This window comes from Geodermatophilus sp. SYSU D00698 (assembly GCF_054050335.1).
Map to the genome: position 1 here is coordinate 61,474 of NZ_JBJGZD010000008.1, position 13,945 is coordinate 75,418.

15 protein-coding genes and 1 riboswitch are annotated in these 13,945 nt (G+C 78.7%); of the genes, 9 read left to right on the top strand and 6 right to left on the bottom strand.

The features are described 5' to 3' along the window. Nucleotides 1–331 precede the first annotated feature (331 nt). Nucleotides 332–1,126 carry a hypothetical protein gene (locus ACI8AB_RS09660; protein ID WP_456949955.1) on the top strand — a complete coding sequence of 265 codons (795 nt, stop codon included), beginning with the start codon at nucleotides 332–334 and terminating at the stop codon, nucleotides 1,124–1,126. 880 nt (nucleotides 1,127–2,006) lie between these two features. Beyond that, a complete protein-coding gene (locus ACI8AB_RS09665) occupies nucleotides 2,007–4,031 on the top strand; it encodes a SpoIIE family protein phosphatase (RefSeq protein ID WP_456949956.1) in 2,025 nt (674 codons plus the stop codon). A gap of 69 nt (nucleotides 4,032–4,100) precedes the next feature. Here the strand turns inward: ACI8AB_RS09665 and ACI8AB_RS09670 are convergent, their stop codons facing one another. Continuing rightward, nucleotides 4,101–4,526, bottom strand: a complete 426-nt coding sequence (locus tag ACI8AB_RS09670) for an ATP-binding protein (protein ID WP_456949957.1) — start codon at nucleotides 4,524–4,526, stop codon at nucleotides 4,101–4,103. Nucleotides 4,527–4,733: 207 nt separating this feature from the next. Here ACI8AB_RS09670 and ACI8AB_RS09675 point away from each other — a divergent pair, with 207 nt between their 5' ends. Continuing rightward, on the top strand, nucleotides 4,734–5,216 hold the full coding sequence (locus ACI8AB_RS09675) for a solute carrier family 23 protein (protein WP_456949958.1): 483 nt from the start codon (nucleotides 4,734–4,736) through the stop codon (nucleotides 5,214–5,216). Here ACI8AB_RS09675 and ACI8AB_RS09680 read toward each other — a convergent pair. The 5 genes from ACI8AB_RS09680 to ACI8AB_RS09700 are packed head-to-tail and all read right to left on the bottom strand — an operon-like array spanning nucleotide 5,189 to nucleotide 9,213. Next, entirely contained in the window at nucleotides 5,189–5,770 is a 582-nt protein-coding gene (locus ACI8AB_RS09680) for a thiamine phosphate synthase (protein ID WP_456949959.1), read from the bottom strand. The genes ACI8AB_RS09675 and ACI8AB_RS09680 overlap by 28 nt on opposite strands. After that, complete coding sequence (locus tag ACI8AB_RS09685) at nucleotides 5,767–6,561, bottom strand: thiazole synthase (RefSeq protein ID WP_456949960.1); 795 nt, start codon at nucleotides 6,559–6,561, stop codon at nucleotides 5,767–5,769. Before ACI8AB_RS09685 ends, ACI8AB_RS09680 begins: the two co-directional genes overlap by 4 nt. Further along, entirely contained in the window at nucleotides 6,558–6,758 is a 201-nt protein-coding gene (thiS, locus tag ACI8AB_RS09690; RefSeq protein WP_456949961.1) for a sulfur carrier protein ThiS, read from the bottom strand. Before thiS ends, ACI8AB_RS09685 begins: the two co-directional genes overlap by 4 nt. After that, the gene (gene thiO, locus ACI8AB_RS09695) at nucleotides 6,749–7,885 is read right to left on the bottom strand and encodes a glycine oxidase ThiO (RefSeq protein ID WP_456949962.1); all 1,137 of its coding nucleotides are present in this window, start codon (nucleotides 7,883–7,885) and stop codon (nucleotides 6,749–6,751) included. The genes thiS and thiO overlap by 10 nt, the downstream gene beginning before the upstream one ends. Further along, nucleotides 7,882–9,213 (bottom strand): purine-cytosine permease family protein, encoded by a 1,332-nt coding sequence (locus ACI8AB_RS09700; RefSeq protein WP_456949963.1) that lies wholly within the window; start codon nucleotides 9,211–9,213, stop codon nucleotides 7,882–7,884. The genes thiO and ACI8AB_RS09700 overlap by 4 nt, the downstream gene beginning before the upstream one ends. Before the next feature lie 134 nt (nucleotides 9,214–9,347). Here ACI8AB_RS09700 and ACI8AB_RS09705 point away from each other — a divergent pair, with 134 nt between their 5' ends. From ACI8AB_RS09705 to ACI8AB_RS09730, 6 genes are all read left to right on the top strand, one after another. After that, on the top strand, nucleotides 9,348–9,929 hold the full coding sequence (locus ACI8AB_RS09705; protein ID WP_387991335.1) for a thiaminase II/PqqC family protein: 582 nt from the start codon (nucleotides 9,348–9,350) through the stop codon (nucleotides 9,927–9,929). Next, complete coding sequence (locus ACI8AB_RS09710; RefSeq protein ID WP_456949964.1) at nucleotides 9,926–10,561, top strand: TenA family protein; 636 nt, start codon at nucleotides 9,926–9,928, stop codon at nucleotides 10,559–10,561. Before ACI8AB_RS09705 ends, ACI8AB_RS09710 begins: the two co-directional genes overlap by 4 nt. After that, nucleotides 10,554–10,650: riboswitch (TPP riboswitch) on the top strand. Its footprint overlaps the gene before it by 8 nt. Then, entirely contained in the window at nucleotides 10,643–11,428 is a 786-nt protein-coding gene (gene thiM, locus ACI8AB_RS09715; protein ID WP_456949965.1) for a hydroxyethylthiazole kinase, read from the top strand. It overlaps the preceding riboswitch by 8 nt. After that, nucleotides 11,425–12,060 (top strand): thiamine phosphate synthase, encoded by a 636-nt coding sequence (gene thiE / locus ACI8AB_RS09720; RefSeq protein WP_456949966.1) that lies wholly within the window; start codon nucleotides 11,425–11,427, stop codon nucleotides 12,058–12,060. Before thiM ends, thiE begins: the two co-directional genes overlap by 4 nt. 20 nt (nucleotides 12,061–12,080) lie before the next feature. After that, complete coding sequence (thiD, locus tag ACI8AB_RS09725) at nucleotides 12,081–12,887, top strand: bifunctional hydroxymethylpyrimidine kinase/phosphomethylpyrimidine kinase (protein WP_456902094.1); 807 nt, start codon at nucleotides 12,081–12,083, stop codon at nucleotides 12,885–12,887. A gap of 49 nt (nucleotides 12,888–12,936) precedes the next feature. Next, the gene (locus tag ACI8AB_RS09730) at nucleotides 12,937–13,938 is read left to right on the top strand and encodes a GNAT family N-acetyltransferase (protein WP_456949967.1); all 1,002 of its coding nucleotides are present in this window, start codon (nucleotides 12,937–12,939) and stop codon (nucleotides 13,936–13,938) included. The last annotated feature ends 7 nt before the right edge of the window (nucleotides 13,939–13,945 follow it).

The following is a 13,945-nucleotide window of genomic DNA, read 5'->3' on the forward strand; positions in this document are numbered from 1 at the left end:
GGCCGCACCCCACCGGCAACCGGACCACACCGTCCGGGGCCGCGGGGGACGGGCCGGGGACACGCCCCGACACGCCGGGCGCGCCGGGGCGTGTCCCGGCGTGACCGGAGGCCCCGCAGAGGCTCTCCACGCTCGCGGGCCGTCGACGGGTCGACAAGTGATCGTCGGCAGCGCCGGGTGACCAACGCGCTGGTCAGGGCGGCACAACGGTTGCGTCACGGGGTCTCCAGGACGTGTCCCGACGAGCCGTCCGCGAGGCCCGCCGTCCCTACGGTTCTCCCTGTCCGCAGCACCTTCCCCGGCTGCGGACCAAGACCCTCAGGAGGACGGCATGGCGATCGACCGGGCACCCGCCCCGTCGTCGGCGACCCTGCCGGACGACCTGTCCCTGGCCGGCCTGTTCGGCCTGCTCGACCGGGCGCACGAGCTGCCGCGGCGGTCCCGGCCGCGCCGCGCGGTGACGACCCGCTCGCCGGGCGCCCCCCGCGCGCTGCGCCCGCTGCCGGTGGCCCGCCCGGTGCCCGTGCCCCGGCCGCGCCCCGTCCCGCCGGCCGCGGCCCCGGCGGCCCCGGTGACCCCGGCCCCGGCGGCCGGCCCCCGCTGGCGCGCGCGGCTGCGGGCCTCGGTCCGGCGGCTGGCCATGTGGGGTGCCGGCCCGGACGGCGCCCACGCCGCCTGGCCGACCGCGCCCGTCGTCGTCCCGCCGGCCGGTCCCGGCCTGGTCCGGCGGCTGGCGCTCTGGGGCGCCGGCCCCGACGGCGCGCACCTGGCCTGGGGCCGGCCCCGCCCGGCCGCCCCGGCCGTCCTGCGGCCTCGCGTCCCGGACGGCCCCGTGGTGCTCACCGAGCTGCCGAGCACCCCCACGATCCGGCCCGCGGCGTCTTCCCCCGCCGCGGCGTCGCTCCCGGCCGGCGCCGGCCGGCCGGTGCCGCCCCGTCCCGCCGCCCCCCGCTCCGCGGGTCCGGCGCTGGCCCCGGCCGGCTGGCCGGCGCGGCCCGCCACCGGGCGGCCGACGGCGCGGGCGCCCGACCCGCCGCGCACCGCCGGTGCGGTGCGCACCCGGGGCGACCCGGGCGGGCACCCGGCGCGGGGTTCGCCCCGGCCACCGCCACCGGCTCCCGGCTGATCCGCAGCGCGCCCCCTCCCCGGGGACGCGCGTCCGCCCCTCGTCGACGTGCTCGACGGGCCCGGCCGCCCTCTTCCCCCCGCGGGTGGCCGGACCGCCGGCCCGCTCCCCGAGCAGATCCACCCCCGGCCGACCACGGCCGCCCCTGGCCCTCCACCGCGGCACCCCGCCGCCGGGCAGACCCCTCCGCACGACGATCCGGCCTCGACCCCCCGCCGACTCACCCACCGGGTGCAGCGCGCGGACCCTCCCGGGAGGCCCGGACCGCACCGCGGAGCGGCGCCCGGCAGCGGGAGCCCACCCGCCGCCCGACAGACGCTCCCGCACGACGATCCGGCCTCGACCCCCCGCCGACTCACCCACCGGGTGCAGCGCGCGGACCCTCCCGGGAGGCACGGACGAGCGCGGCGCGGCCTGTCCGGCGACGGTCGCCGCGGCGGGAGGACCGGGTCCCGCCGGTGCCCGGCGGGGGACGACCCGCCCCGTCGTCCCCCCGGGTCTCTGACCGAGCGCGACCCGGCCAGGCAGGCGCCCGGCCCGCCGGAGGAGGTGGACGCCCGCGGGACCCGGTCACGGTCACGGCCCGGCGCCGCGAGGAGGACGGTGGACGCGGCCCCGCTCGGGGCGCGCCGCGACGAGACGACACGACGGGCGCTCCCGGGCGGCCCGGACCGGCACCGCCGCCGGCCCGCGCCGCCGGGAGCGCCCGTCCCGCGCGTCGGCACGCGGTGTCGACTCGGGCACACCGGTTGTCCTCCCCGCCCCGGCATGGGAGAAAGGACGGCGGACCACCGCTCCCCCACCGAATGGACTCCCGCTTCCCGTGACCGTCCCCGAGCAGCGTCCGGGGCCATCGGGAGCGACAGACCGCCCGCTGTCCGTGCTGCCCGACGACCCCGACTTCGCCCGGCTGCGCTTCGAGCTGGCCATCGACGCCGCCGGCATCGGCAGCTTCGACTGGGACCTCGAGACCGGCCGGCTCGCCTGGGACGACCAGCTGGTGGCGATCTTCGGCCTCGAGGCCGACGGCTTCGGCGGGACGATCGAGTCCTTCGCCGAGCGCCTGCACCCCGACGACCGGGACCGCACCCTCGCCGCGCTGCAGGAGGCGATCGACACCGTCGGCGCCTACGACGCCGAGTTCCGCGTCGTGCTGCCCTCCGGGGAGACCCGGTGGGTGCAGGGCCGCGGCCGCGCGCTGGCCGACGACCGCGGGCGGGCGGTGCGGCTGCTCGGCGCCGGCATCGACACCACCGACCGGCACGAGGGCGACGCCCGGGTGTCCCGGGTCCTCGAGACGATGCGGTCGGCGTTCTTCGCCCTCGACCGCGAGTGGCGCTTCACCTACGTCAACGCCGAGGCCGAGCGGGTGCTGCACCGCGGCCGCGACGAGCTCCTCGGCGGGGACATCTGGGAGCTGTTCCCCGCCGCCGTCGGCAGCGACTTCGAGGTCAGCTACCGGGCGGCCATGGAGGGTGGCGAGGAGCGGGTCTTCGAGGCCTACTACCCGCCGCCGCTGGACGCCTGGTACGAGGTCCGCGCCTGGCCCGGTCCCGACGGGCTGTCGGTCTACTTCCTCGACGTCACCGAGCGCCGCGCCGCCGAGCAGCGGGCCCGGGACAGCGCCGCCCGGCTGTCGCTGGTCGCCGAGGTCAGCGCGCTCATGTCGGCGTGGCTGGGCTCCGGCGGCGCCCAGGAGCCGGCGCTGCAGCGGGTCGCCGAGGCCGTCGTCCCCGTGCTCGGCGACTGGGCGATCCTCACGCTGTCCGCCGGCGAGGACGGCCGGATGCGCGACGTGGCGAGCTGGCACCGCGACCCGGCGCTGCGGGCGGCCGCGTCGGCCTACGCCGACCTGCGGCTGGCGTCGATCCCCCCCGACGCGCCCGTGCTGCGGGCGCTGCACTCCGGCCGGCTGCTCACCGTCGACGACGTCCCGGCGGCCATCCGCCCCACGCTGCCCGAGGGCGAGGTGCGCGAGGTCTTCGACGCGCTCGCCCCGCGGACGGCGGTCACCCTGCCGCTGCTGGCCCGGGGGCGCACGCTCGGCGCGCTGAGCGTCTACCGCGGCGCCGACCGGCCGGCCGCGACCGCCGAGGAGGTCGCCGCCGCCCGCGAGGTCGCCGACCGCGTCGCCCTGGCGCTGGACAACGCCCGGCTGTTCGACCAGCAGCGGCGGCTGGCCGAGGCCCTGCAGCGCAGCATGCTCACCGCGCCGCCGCAGCCCGACCACGCCGAGATCGTCGTCCGCTACCAGCCGGCGGTGGAGGCCGCCCAGGTCGGCGGCGACTGGTACGACGCGTTCCTCCAGCCCGACGGGGCGACCGTGCTGGTCATCGGCGACGTCGTCGGGCACGACACCGAGGCCGCGGCGACGATGGGCCAGCTGCGCGGCATGCTGCGCGGCATCGCCTACCGCGGCGACGTCCCACCCGACGCCGTCCTGGCCGAGCTCGACGCCGCCGTCGACGCGCTGGGCATGCGCACGATGGCCACCGCGGTGGTCGCCCGCGTCGAGCAGTCGCCGGAGCAGCGCGCCGCCGGGACGACGACGCTGCGCTGGTCCAACGCCGGGCACCCGCCGCCGCTGCTGCTCACCCCCGACGGCGAGGTGCACACCCTGGGCACCGAGCGCGGCCAGCTCATGCTCGGCGTCGACCCGGGCGCCCGGCGCAGCTCGGCCGCGGTGGAGGTCCCCCGCGGTTCGACGCTGCTGCTCTACACCGACGGGCTGGTCGAGGGCCGCGACCTGCTGCTCGACGACGGGATCGGCCTGCTGGGGACCGCGCTGGCCCGCCTCGCCGACCTCCCGCTCGAGCGGCTCGGCGACGCGCTGGTCGCCCGGCTGCGCCCGGAGGGCCTCCAGGACGACGTCGCCCTGGTCGCCATGCGCCTGCACCCCCAGTAGGAGGACCCTCCTGCCCCCCACCGCTCGCAGGCTCGCGGCGGGCCCCTGCAGGAGGGCCGTTCCGTCACCTCACCTGGGAGGGAGCACCGCCCAGACGGTCTTGGTGCCGTCGTCCGCGTACCAGCCGTGCGCCGTCGACAGCTCGGCGATGAGGTAGAGCCCCAGGCCGCCCTCGGAGGGGTCGCGGTCGACCGCCGGGGTGGGCGGGGTGCTCGCGGCGCCGTCGGACACCGCGACCAGGAAGGCGTCCCCGGTGTGGCGCACCACCGCCTCGACCGCGCCGCCGCCGTGGCGCAGCGCGTTGGAGGCCATCTCGTCGAGCACGAGGACCAGCCGGTCGCGCACGTCCGGGGAGCCGGGCGCGACGTGCGACCGCCGCAGCTCGTCGCGCACCCGGGGCAGCTCGGCGACGTCGGACAGCTCCCAGGACAGGCCGTCCCCGGCGGGCGGGGGTGACGCCGACGGCCAGGCAGGACCGGCCGTTCCGCGTGTCACCCCGTGCGCTCCTCGTGTCGGCGCCCGGTCGTGGACGCGAAGTCGAACACCTGCGTATGGCTCGCGGGACGGTCCCGTAAACCCGGCTGCGACCAGCGTCACAGGCGCGGAGTGCGGAACGGGACCGCCACGTCGCCGACACGGCTCCGGACCACGGGGCCGGGAGTCTCCCCGGCGTACCGACGAACCCGGCCGAGGAGCACCCGGATGGCCCTCCCCTCCCTGCGGGCGCGCACCGCCGCGCCCGCCGCGCAGGACCCCACCGACCCCGACGGCCGGCCGCCGTGGAACGTCGCCGTCCCGCTGGAACTGCAGCACGTCCTGGCCATGTCCACCTCGAACCTGGCGCTGGTGCTGGTCGGCCGCTCGCTGCTGCCGCAGGTCGCCGCCGTCCCGCCCGCGGTGCTCGGCGGCGGGGTGCTCGTCCTGTTCGGCATGGTCTGCGCGATCGGCGTCCAGATGCTGGCCAGGGACGGCCTGGACACCCGCTCGCTGCTCGTGGTCGCGCTGTCGCTCGCGCTCGGCCGCGGCATCGCCTCGGTGCCCGGCGCGCTGGACCGGGTCACCGGGCAGTGGGGCGCGCTGTTCGACTCGGGCATCGTCGTCGCGGCCGTCGTCGCGGTGGTGCTCGACCTGGTGCTCCCCGGCCTGCCGGGGGCACGTCAGGCGGCGGCGAGCGCGGCGCAGTAGGCGGCGACGACGGCGGGGTCGCGCATCACCGGCCCCATCACCGCCACGCCGGACGCCCCGGCGGCGAGGCAGCCCGCCACGTCGCCGGGGCGCACGCCGCCCAGCGCCAGCACCGGCGGGGCGCCGGGGGCCAGCGCCGCGAGACCGGCGGTGCCCAGCGCCGGCCCGTGGCCGGGCTTGGAGGCGGTGGGCGCGACGGGGGACAGGGTCACCCAGTCGCAGCCCTCGGCCGCCGCCCGCCCGAGCTCCGCCGCCGAGTGGCAGGAGCGGCCCAGCAGCGGCGGGCGGGCGGCGGGGACCGGGTCGGCGGCGGACAGGTGCACCGCCACCCCCGCCGGCGCCCCGGCCGCGCCGCCCCACACGAGCAGCCCGCCCACCGGGTCGAGCACCGCCCGCAGCTCGCGGGCCAGCTCCGCCCGCTCGGGCAGTGGCAGGTCCTTGTCCCGCAGCAGCACCGCCCGGGCACCGGCCGCCACGGCGTCCGCGACCACCTCGGGGAGCGGGCCGCGCGCCTGCGTCCGGTCGGTGACGACGAGCAGGCGGGGGACGGTCACAGCGCGGGCAGCCCCTCGAACGGCGTCGACGCCTCGGCGTGCCAGCGGCGCGGGATGCGCCCGGCCAGCTTCGCCAGCCGGCCGGCCTCCACCGCCTGCCGCATCGCCAGCGCCATCCGCTCGGGGTCGCGGGCGCGGGTGACCGCGGTGGCCAGCAGCACCGCGTCGCAGCCCAGCTCCATGGCCAGCGCGGCGTCCGAGGCGGTGCCGATGCCGGCGTCGAGGACCAGCGGCACGTCGACGGCCTCCCGCAGCAGCGCGATGGCGTGCGGGTTGCGGATGCCCAGGCCGCTGCCGATCGGCGAGCCCAGCGGCATGACCGCGGCGCAGCCGGCGTCGGCCAGGCGGCGGCCCAGCACCGGGTCGTCGGTCGTGTAGGCGAGCACGGTGAAGCCCTCGGCGACCAGCTGCTCGGCGGCGTCCAGCAGCTCGACGGCGTCGGGGAGCAGGGTGACGTCGTCGCCGATGACCTCGAGCTTCACCCAGTCGGTGCCGAACGCCTCGCGGCCCAGCCGGGCGGTGCGCACCGCCTCGCGGGCGGTCCTGCAGCCGGCGGTGTTGGGCAGCAGCCGGACGCCGGCCCGGTCGAGCACCTGCACCATCGAGCCGGCCGCCCCTCCTGCCCCGGCGACCGCCTCGACCCGCCGCAGCGCCACGGTCACGACCTGGGTGCCCGAGGCGCGCACCGCGGCCTCGAGCGCCTCCAGGCTGGGCACCCCGCCGGTGCCGAGCAGCAGCCGGGAGCCGAACGTCTCACCGCCCAGCACGAACAGGTCCTCCACCACGGTCATCCTCCTGCGGTCGGGGCGAGCACCTCGACGGCGTCGCCGGGGGCCAGCCGGGTCGCCGCCCAGCTGCTGCGGGGGACGACGTCGCCGTTGCGGGCGACGGCCACGCGGTCGTGACCCGCGGCACGCAGGGCCACGAGGTCGGCCACGGTGGCGTCGTCGGCCAGGTCGGCCGGGGCGCCGTTGACGGTCAGCTGCACTGCGTCCTCCTCGGAGGTCCGATCCCGAACCGGTCGGCGGTGAACGGGGCGGCCACCGCGGGCAGGGCGCCGGTGACCAGCAGCTCGGCGGTGGCCTCGGCGGTCACCGGGGTGAGCAGGACGCCGTTGCGGTGGTGCCCGGTGGCCAGCACCAGGCCGGGCAGCGACGACGGGCCGAGCAGCGGCGCGTTGTCCGGCGTCCCCGGCCGCCAGCGGGCCAGCGTCTCGGTGAGCTCCAGCTCCGAGACCTCCGGGACGACGTCGATCGCGTCGTGCAGCAGGTCGTGCACGCCGCCGGCGGTGACCCGGGCGTCGAACCCGCGGTCCTCGCTGGTGGCGCCCACGACCAGCCGGTCGCCGGCGTGGGGGACGAGGTAGACGGGCCGGCCGCGGACCAGGGCGCGCACGGTGCCCTCGAGCAGCCCGGCCGCGCCGGCCAGCCGCAGGACCTGGCCCTTGACCGGGCGGACCGGCAGCGGCGGGACGCCCGGGACCTGCCCGCTGCGCGCGCCCAGCGCGAGCACCGTGGCGCCGGCGGCCAGCAGGTCCCCCGACGCCAGCCGCAGGCCGGCCGCCCGTCCGCCGCCGACGACGACCGCCGCCACCCGGTCGCGCAGCAGGGTCACCCCGGCCGACGCCGCCGCGGCCAGCAGCGCGGCGTGCACCGCCCGCCCGTCCACCGAGTGGTCGCCCTCGACCAGCAGCCCGCCGCGCACGCGGGTCGCCAGCGCCGGCTCGCGGCGGCGGGCCTCGCGCGGGGTCAGCCGCCGCGCGGCCAGGCCGAGCTCGTCCTGGAAGGCGTGCAGCGCGTCGAGCTCGCGGACGTCGTCCTCGTCGAACCCGACCACCAGCGTGCCGGCGGTGCGCAGCCCGACCGGCGTCCCGGCGGCGGCCTCGAGCTCCGCGGCGAACGCCGGCCAGCGGGCGAGGGAGTCCAGGCCCAGCCGCAGCAGCCGTTCCTCGCGGTAGCCGGCCTCGGTGACCGGCGCGAGCATCCCGGCCGCCGCGGCGGAGGCGCCGGTGCCCGGGGCGTCGTCGACGACGGTCACCGACAGCCCGCGGCGGGCGGCCCGCCAGGCCACCGCGAGCCCGACCAGGCCGCCTCCCGCGACGGCGACGTCGGTCACCGCCGGCGGCCCGCCAGGACGAGCGGCGCGGTGAGCACGACGGCCACGGCGAGCCCGACCAGCGACGCCGACCAGCCGTTGGCCGGGTCGATGCCGAGGTCGGCCTGCCGCGCGCTCCACCACGCCGTCCAGCCCGCCCCCGGGCCGGGGAAGTACGTGGGCAGGGTCAGCTGGTAGGCGACGAACCCCGCGGCCCACGGCAGCAGGAACAGCGGCCGGGCGGGCGCGGTGTCGGAGGTGTCCCAGCGCCCGCGCGGGGTGAGCCAGTAGGCCACGATCAGCACCCCGGCCAGCGGCACGAACACCGCGCCGATGAGGAAGAGGAACGGCTCGTAGGCGGCGACGTCGAAGGTCAGCGCGAGCAGCGTCGCGACCGCACCCACGGCGACGGCGAGCACCCGCCGGTCCAGCCGCGCGACGACGTTCTGCGCCGACACCGCCGTCGAGTAGAGGTTGGCGAACGCCTCGTCGAGCTCGACCGCGACCAGCACGAGCACCGCGACGGCGCCCAGCGGGACGGCCAGCAGCGCGCCGATGACGTCGATGCCCGCGCTGCCGTAGGCGGCCAGCGCCAGCACGCCGAGGGTGAACATGACGACGGTGGCGGCGCCGTAGCCCACCGCCGACCCGACGCCGGCGGCGCGGGCGCTGCGGGCGTGGCGGGTGTAGTCGGCGGCCAGCGGCAGCCAGGACACCGGCAGCGCGATGACGATGTCCGCGGCGGTCCAGAACGACGTCGCCCCGCCGCCCTCCAGCGGCGGCAGCGGCTCGGCCAGCACCTGGACGAACAGGTAGGCGACGGCGGCCAGCGCGGCCCAGACGGCGTACCGGGCGAGCACCCGCACGACACCGAGGGGCCGCAGCGCCATCGCGGTGGCCAGCACCCCGGCGGCGACGACGAACGGCCAGCGCGGCGCGTCCAGCACCCGGGCGGCGGCCTCGGCGATGACCACGATCTCGAACGTCGCCCAGCCGACGCACTGCACGAGGTTGAACGCCGTCGGCAGCCAGGAGGTGCGCCGGCCGAGCAGCCCGCGCAGCAGCACCATCCCGGGCACGCCCTCCCGCGCGCCGGCGGCGGCCACCAGCCCGAGCAGCGCCGACCCGAGCACCGCGCCGACGACGACCGCGGCGAGCGTGACCGCCAGCGACCGCCCCGGCAGGACGACGAACACCGCCGCCACCGGCAGCAGCAGGCTGACGCCGAGGTTCGCCCACAGGCCGAGGTTGGCGGCCGGGCCCAGCGTGCGCGGCGGCGCCTGGTCGAGGGTCAGGGGTGCGTCCGAGGTACGGACAGCGTCGGTACGGACAGGGTCCGACGTGCTCACGGCCGCTCCCTACGCCGGCATTACCCGGTCAGGTTCCAGCGGTCGGCGGCGCGCTCAGCCGCCCTCTCAGCCCGGTTGCCCCGAGCTCCCGCACATGGCGGCGCCACCATAGCCACCCCGTAGGGTCGGGCGCCGTGCCGGTCGCCGACCTGCTCGTCCGCCACGCCGACGCCTGGGGCCGAGCCACCCGCCACCCGTTCCTCGACGCCGTCCGCGACGGCACGCTGCCACCCGCCGCCTTCGACACCTGGCTGGTGCAGGACGCGTACTTCGTCGCCGACCTGCTGCGCTTCCAGGCGCGGCTGCTCGCCCGGGCGCCCCGCGCGGCGCAGGGGGTGCTCGCCGCCGGCTGCGTCGCGCTGGTCGCGGAGCTGGACTGGTTCGGCGAGCAGGCCACCGCCCGCGGGCTGGACCTCGACGCCCCGCAGCTGCCGGCCACCATCGCCTACGGGGACCTGCTGTACCGGCTCGACGCCGCCGACCTGCCCACCGCGCTCACCGCGCTGTGGACCGTCGAGCGGACCTACCTCGACGCGTGGTCGGCCGCCCGGCCCGGCGCGGAGCCGTACCGGGAGTTCGTCGAGCACTGGACGGCGCCGGGCTTCGCCGAGTACGTCGCCGGGCTGGAGGCGGTGGCCGGCGGGGCGCCCGACTCCGTCTTCCTCGAGGTGGTCGCGGCGGAGACCGCGTTCTGGCAGATGGCGCTGGACGCGTGACCCTCGCGGCGGACCTCTGGGCAGGCAGCGCCGACCTCGCCGCCGTCGCGCGGGAGCACCCGTTCGTCACCGGGATCGCCGACGGCACGCTGCCGCGCGAGCGGTTCGCCGGGTACGTCGCCCAGGACGCGTTCTTCCTCGAGGCCTTCGCCCGCGCGTACGCGCTCGGGGTGGCGCACAGCCGCGACCGGGCGACGCTGGAGTCCTTCGCCGACCTGCTGGCCGGCGTCCGCGAGGAGCTGCGGCTGCACGACGGCTACGCCGCCCGCTGGGGCATCGACCTGGCCGCCGTGCGGCCCGCCCCGGCGACGCTCGCCTACACCGAGTTCCTGCTGGCCACGGCGGCGCTCGGCGACGTCGGCGAGGTGGCTGCGGCGATGACGCCGTGCATGCGGCTCTACGCGCACCTCGGCCAGGCGCTGGTTCCACGTGCAACAGGGCCGTACCGGGAGTGGGTCGACATCTACGCCGACCCCGGCTTCGAGGAGCTCGCCGCCACCCTCGAGGCGCTGCTGGACCGGCTGGCCGCCGGCACCCCGGCCGTGCGCCGGGCCTACCGGCGGGCGATGGAGCTCGAGGTGGCCTTCTTCGACAGCGCCTGGCGGACCGGGGGTAGCGTCGGCGGGCAGTGACTCGGGGTGTCCGCCGTCCGGCGGGCTGAGAACACACCCGTCGAACCTGTCCAGGTCATGCTGGCGAAGGGATGTCACGGCGTGGATGCCGCTGCTCTGACCGCTGCCCGTCAGGCCCTGACGGGCGCCGCACCGCTGGTGCACTGCCTGACCAACACCGTCGTGCAGACGCTGACGGCGAACGCGCTGCTCGCCGTCGGCGCGGCCCCGGCGATGGTCGACGAGCCGCTGGAGGCCGAGGGCTTCGCCGCCGTGGCCTCGGCGGTGCTGGTGAACGTCGGCACCGTCAACCAGCGCACCGCGCAGGCGATGCGGCTGGCCGCCCGCTCGGCCGCGGCCGCCGGCACGCCGTGGGTGCTCGACCCGGTCGCCGTCGGCGCGCTGCCCTACCGCACCGAGCTCGCCGCCGAGCTGCTGGAGGCACGCCCGGCCGTCGTCCGCGGCAACGCCTCCGAGGTCATGGCGCTGGCCGGCGCCGGGACCGGCGGCCGCGGCGTCGACTCCACGAACGAGGCCGACGAGGCGCTCGACGCCGCCGTCGCGCTGGCCGGGCGCACCGGGGGAGTGGTCGCCGTCAGCGGCGAGGTCGACGTCGTCACCGACGGGACCCGCACCGTCCGGGTGGGCGGCGGCTCGGTGCTGCTCACCCGCACCACCGGCGCCGGCTGCGCGCTGGGCGCGGTGGTCGCCGCCTACGTCGCGGCGACCGGCGACCCGCTGACCGGCGCGGTCGCCGGGCACGCGCACGTCGCGCTCGCCGCCGAGGCCGCGGCCGCCGTCGCCGGCGGGCCGGGGACCTTCGCGCCGCTGTGGCTCGACGCGCTCGACGCGGTTCCCGACCTGTCCGCCGCGCGGGTGGGCCCGTGAGGCCGGCGTTCGACCCCACGCTCTACCTGGTCACCGACACGGCGCTGGCCGGGCCCCGGGGCGTGCCCGGCGTCGTCCGGGCGGCGGTGGCCGGCGGGGTGACCGCGGTGCAGGTCCGGGACAAGACGGCGTCGTGCCGGCAGCTGTACGCGCTGACGCTGTCGGTCAAGGAGGTCCTGGCCGGCACGGGCGTGGCGCTGTTCGTCAACGACGACGTCGAGGTCGCGCTGATGGCCGGCGCCGACGGCGTGCACGTCGGGCAGGACGACACGCCGGCCGCCGAGGTCCGCGCGCGGATCGGTCCCGACCGGCTGCTCGGGCTCTCGGCCGGGTCCGACGAGGAGCTCGCCGTCGCGCTGGCGCTGCCGCCGGGCACCGTCGACGTCGTCGGCATCGGGCCGGTCTGGTCCACCCCCACCAAGCCGGACGCGGGCACCGGCCTGGGGCCGGAGCGGGTGGCGGCGCTGGCGGCGGAGGCGGCGGCCGGCGGGCTGCGGTCGGTGGCGATCGGCGGCATCGACGTCGAGCGGGCGCCGCTGGTCACCGGCGTCGACGGGATCTGCGTCGTCTCGGCGGTGTGCGCCGCGCCCGACCCGGCCGCCGCGGCGCGGGCCCTGCGGGCGGCCCGGTGACCGGCCGGGCGGGGGTGCCCGTGGCGCTGACCGTCGCCGGCAGCGACCCCAGCGGCGGCGCCGGCATCCAGGCCGACCTCAAGACGTTCAGCGCGCTCGGCGTCTACGGCACCGCCGTCCTCACCGCGCTGACCGCGCAGAACACCCGCGGCGTCACCGGCGTGCACCCCGTGCCCGGCGCGTTCGTGGGCGAGCAGGTCCGCACCCTGCTCGACGACGTGACCGTGCACGCGGCCAAGACCGGCATGCTCGGCACCGCCGACGTCGTCCGGGCGGTCGCCGCGGCCCTGGCCGGCCGCGCCGCCGGGCCGCTCGTCGTCGACCCGGTCATGGTCGCCACCAGCGGCGACCGGCTGGTCGACGACGACGCGATCGCCGCCGTCCGCACGGAGCTGCTGCCGGTGGCCGAGCTGGTCACCCCGAACGTGCCCGAGGCGGCCGCGCTGCTGGACACCGCGCCCGCGACCTCGGTCGACGAGCTCGCCGCCCAGGCGGAGGCGCTGCTGGAGCTCGGGCCGGGCGCCGTGCTGGCCAAGGGCGGGCACCTCGGCGGGGCGGAGAGCGTCGACGTCCTGGCCACCGCCGACGGCGTCGTCGTCACCCGGCGGCCGCGGGTCGACACCACCGCCACCCACGGCACCGGCTGCACGCTGTCCTCGGCGATCGCGGCGCTGGTGGCCCGCGGCGTCGGCGGGCCGGGGCGGTGGGAGCCGGTGGTCGAGCAGGCCCGCGACTTCCTGCAGCGGGCGCTGCAGGCGGGGGAGTCGCTGGGCATCGGCTCCGGCCACGGCCCGGTGCACCACTTCGCCGGCACCTGGCCCGCCTGAGCCCCGCCGCCCGCGGGAATCCCGTTGCGCCCCCCGATAGGACGGACGGGTGGAGATCGTGCGGACCGGCCCCGACGACGCCCGGTTCGCCGCCTGGTGCGGGGTCTGGGCGGCGGCGCAGCGCGCCGACCGTCCCGGCGAGGCCCCGCGGCCGGCGAGCGACCACGTCGCGCTGGGCCGGCGGCTGACCACCCCGGGCGGCGCGCTGCGGGGCACCCACCGGGCCGCGGTCGCCGACGGCGCCGTCGTCGGCGCCCTGCGCCTGCTGCTGCCGGTGCGCGACAACACCTCGGTGGCGTACGTCGACGTCGCCGTGCACCCCGCCGCCCGCCGGCGCGGCGTCGGCACCGCGCTGCTGGCGGAGGCGGCGCGGCTGGCCGCGGCGGCCGGGCGCTCGTCGCTGGTGGCCGAGGTCGACGAGCCCGGGCCGGGCACGGCCGGCCGCGCCTTCGCGCAGGGGCACGGGTGGACCTGCGGCCTGCAGGAGACCCGCCGCGACCTGCTGCTGCCCGTGGACGAGGACCGGCTGGCGGCCCTGGAGGCCGGGGCGGCCGCCGCGAGCGCCGGCTACGAGGTGCTCACCTGGCGGGACCGGACGCCGGACGGGCTGCTCGAGGACCGGGCGCTGCTCGGCCGCCGGATGTCGACGGACGCGCCGAGCGGGGACGTGCCGGTCGGCGAGGAGGACTGGGATGCCGCCCGGGTCCGGGAGCAGGAGACCGTCGTCCTGGACCGCGGCCGCACCGTCCTGTCCGCCGGCGCGGTCCGGGACGGCCGGCTGGTCGCCTTCACCGAGCTGCACGTGCCGCTCGCGCAGCCCGAGCGCGCCCACCAGGGCGCCACCCTGGTCCTGCGCGAGCACCGCGGCCACCGCCTCGGCGCCCGCGTGAAGACCGCGGTCCTGCGCGAGCTCGCCGCGACGCTGCCCGAGGTCCGGCGGATCAGCACGTACAACTCCGACTCCAACCGGCCGATGGTCGCGGTCAACGAGGCGCTCGGCTTCGTGCGCGCCGGCGGGCTGTCCACCTGGTCGACGCGCCTGCCCGCTTGACGCGGTC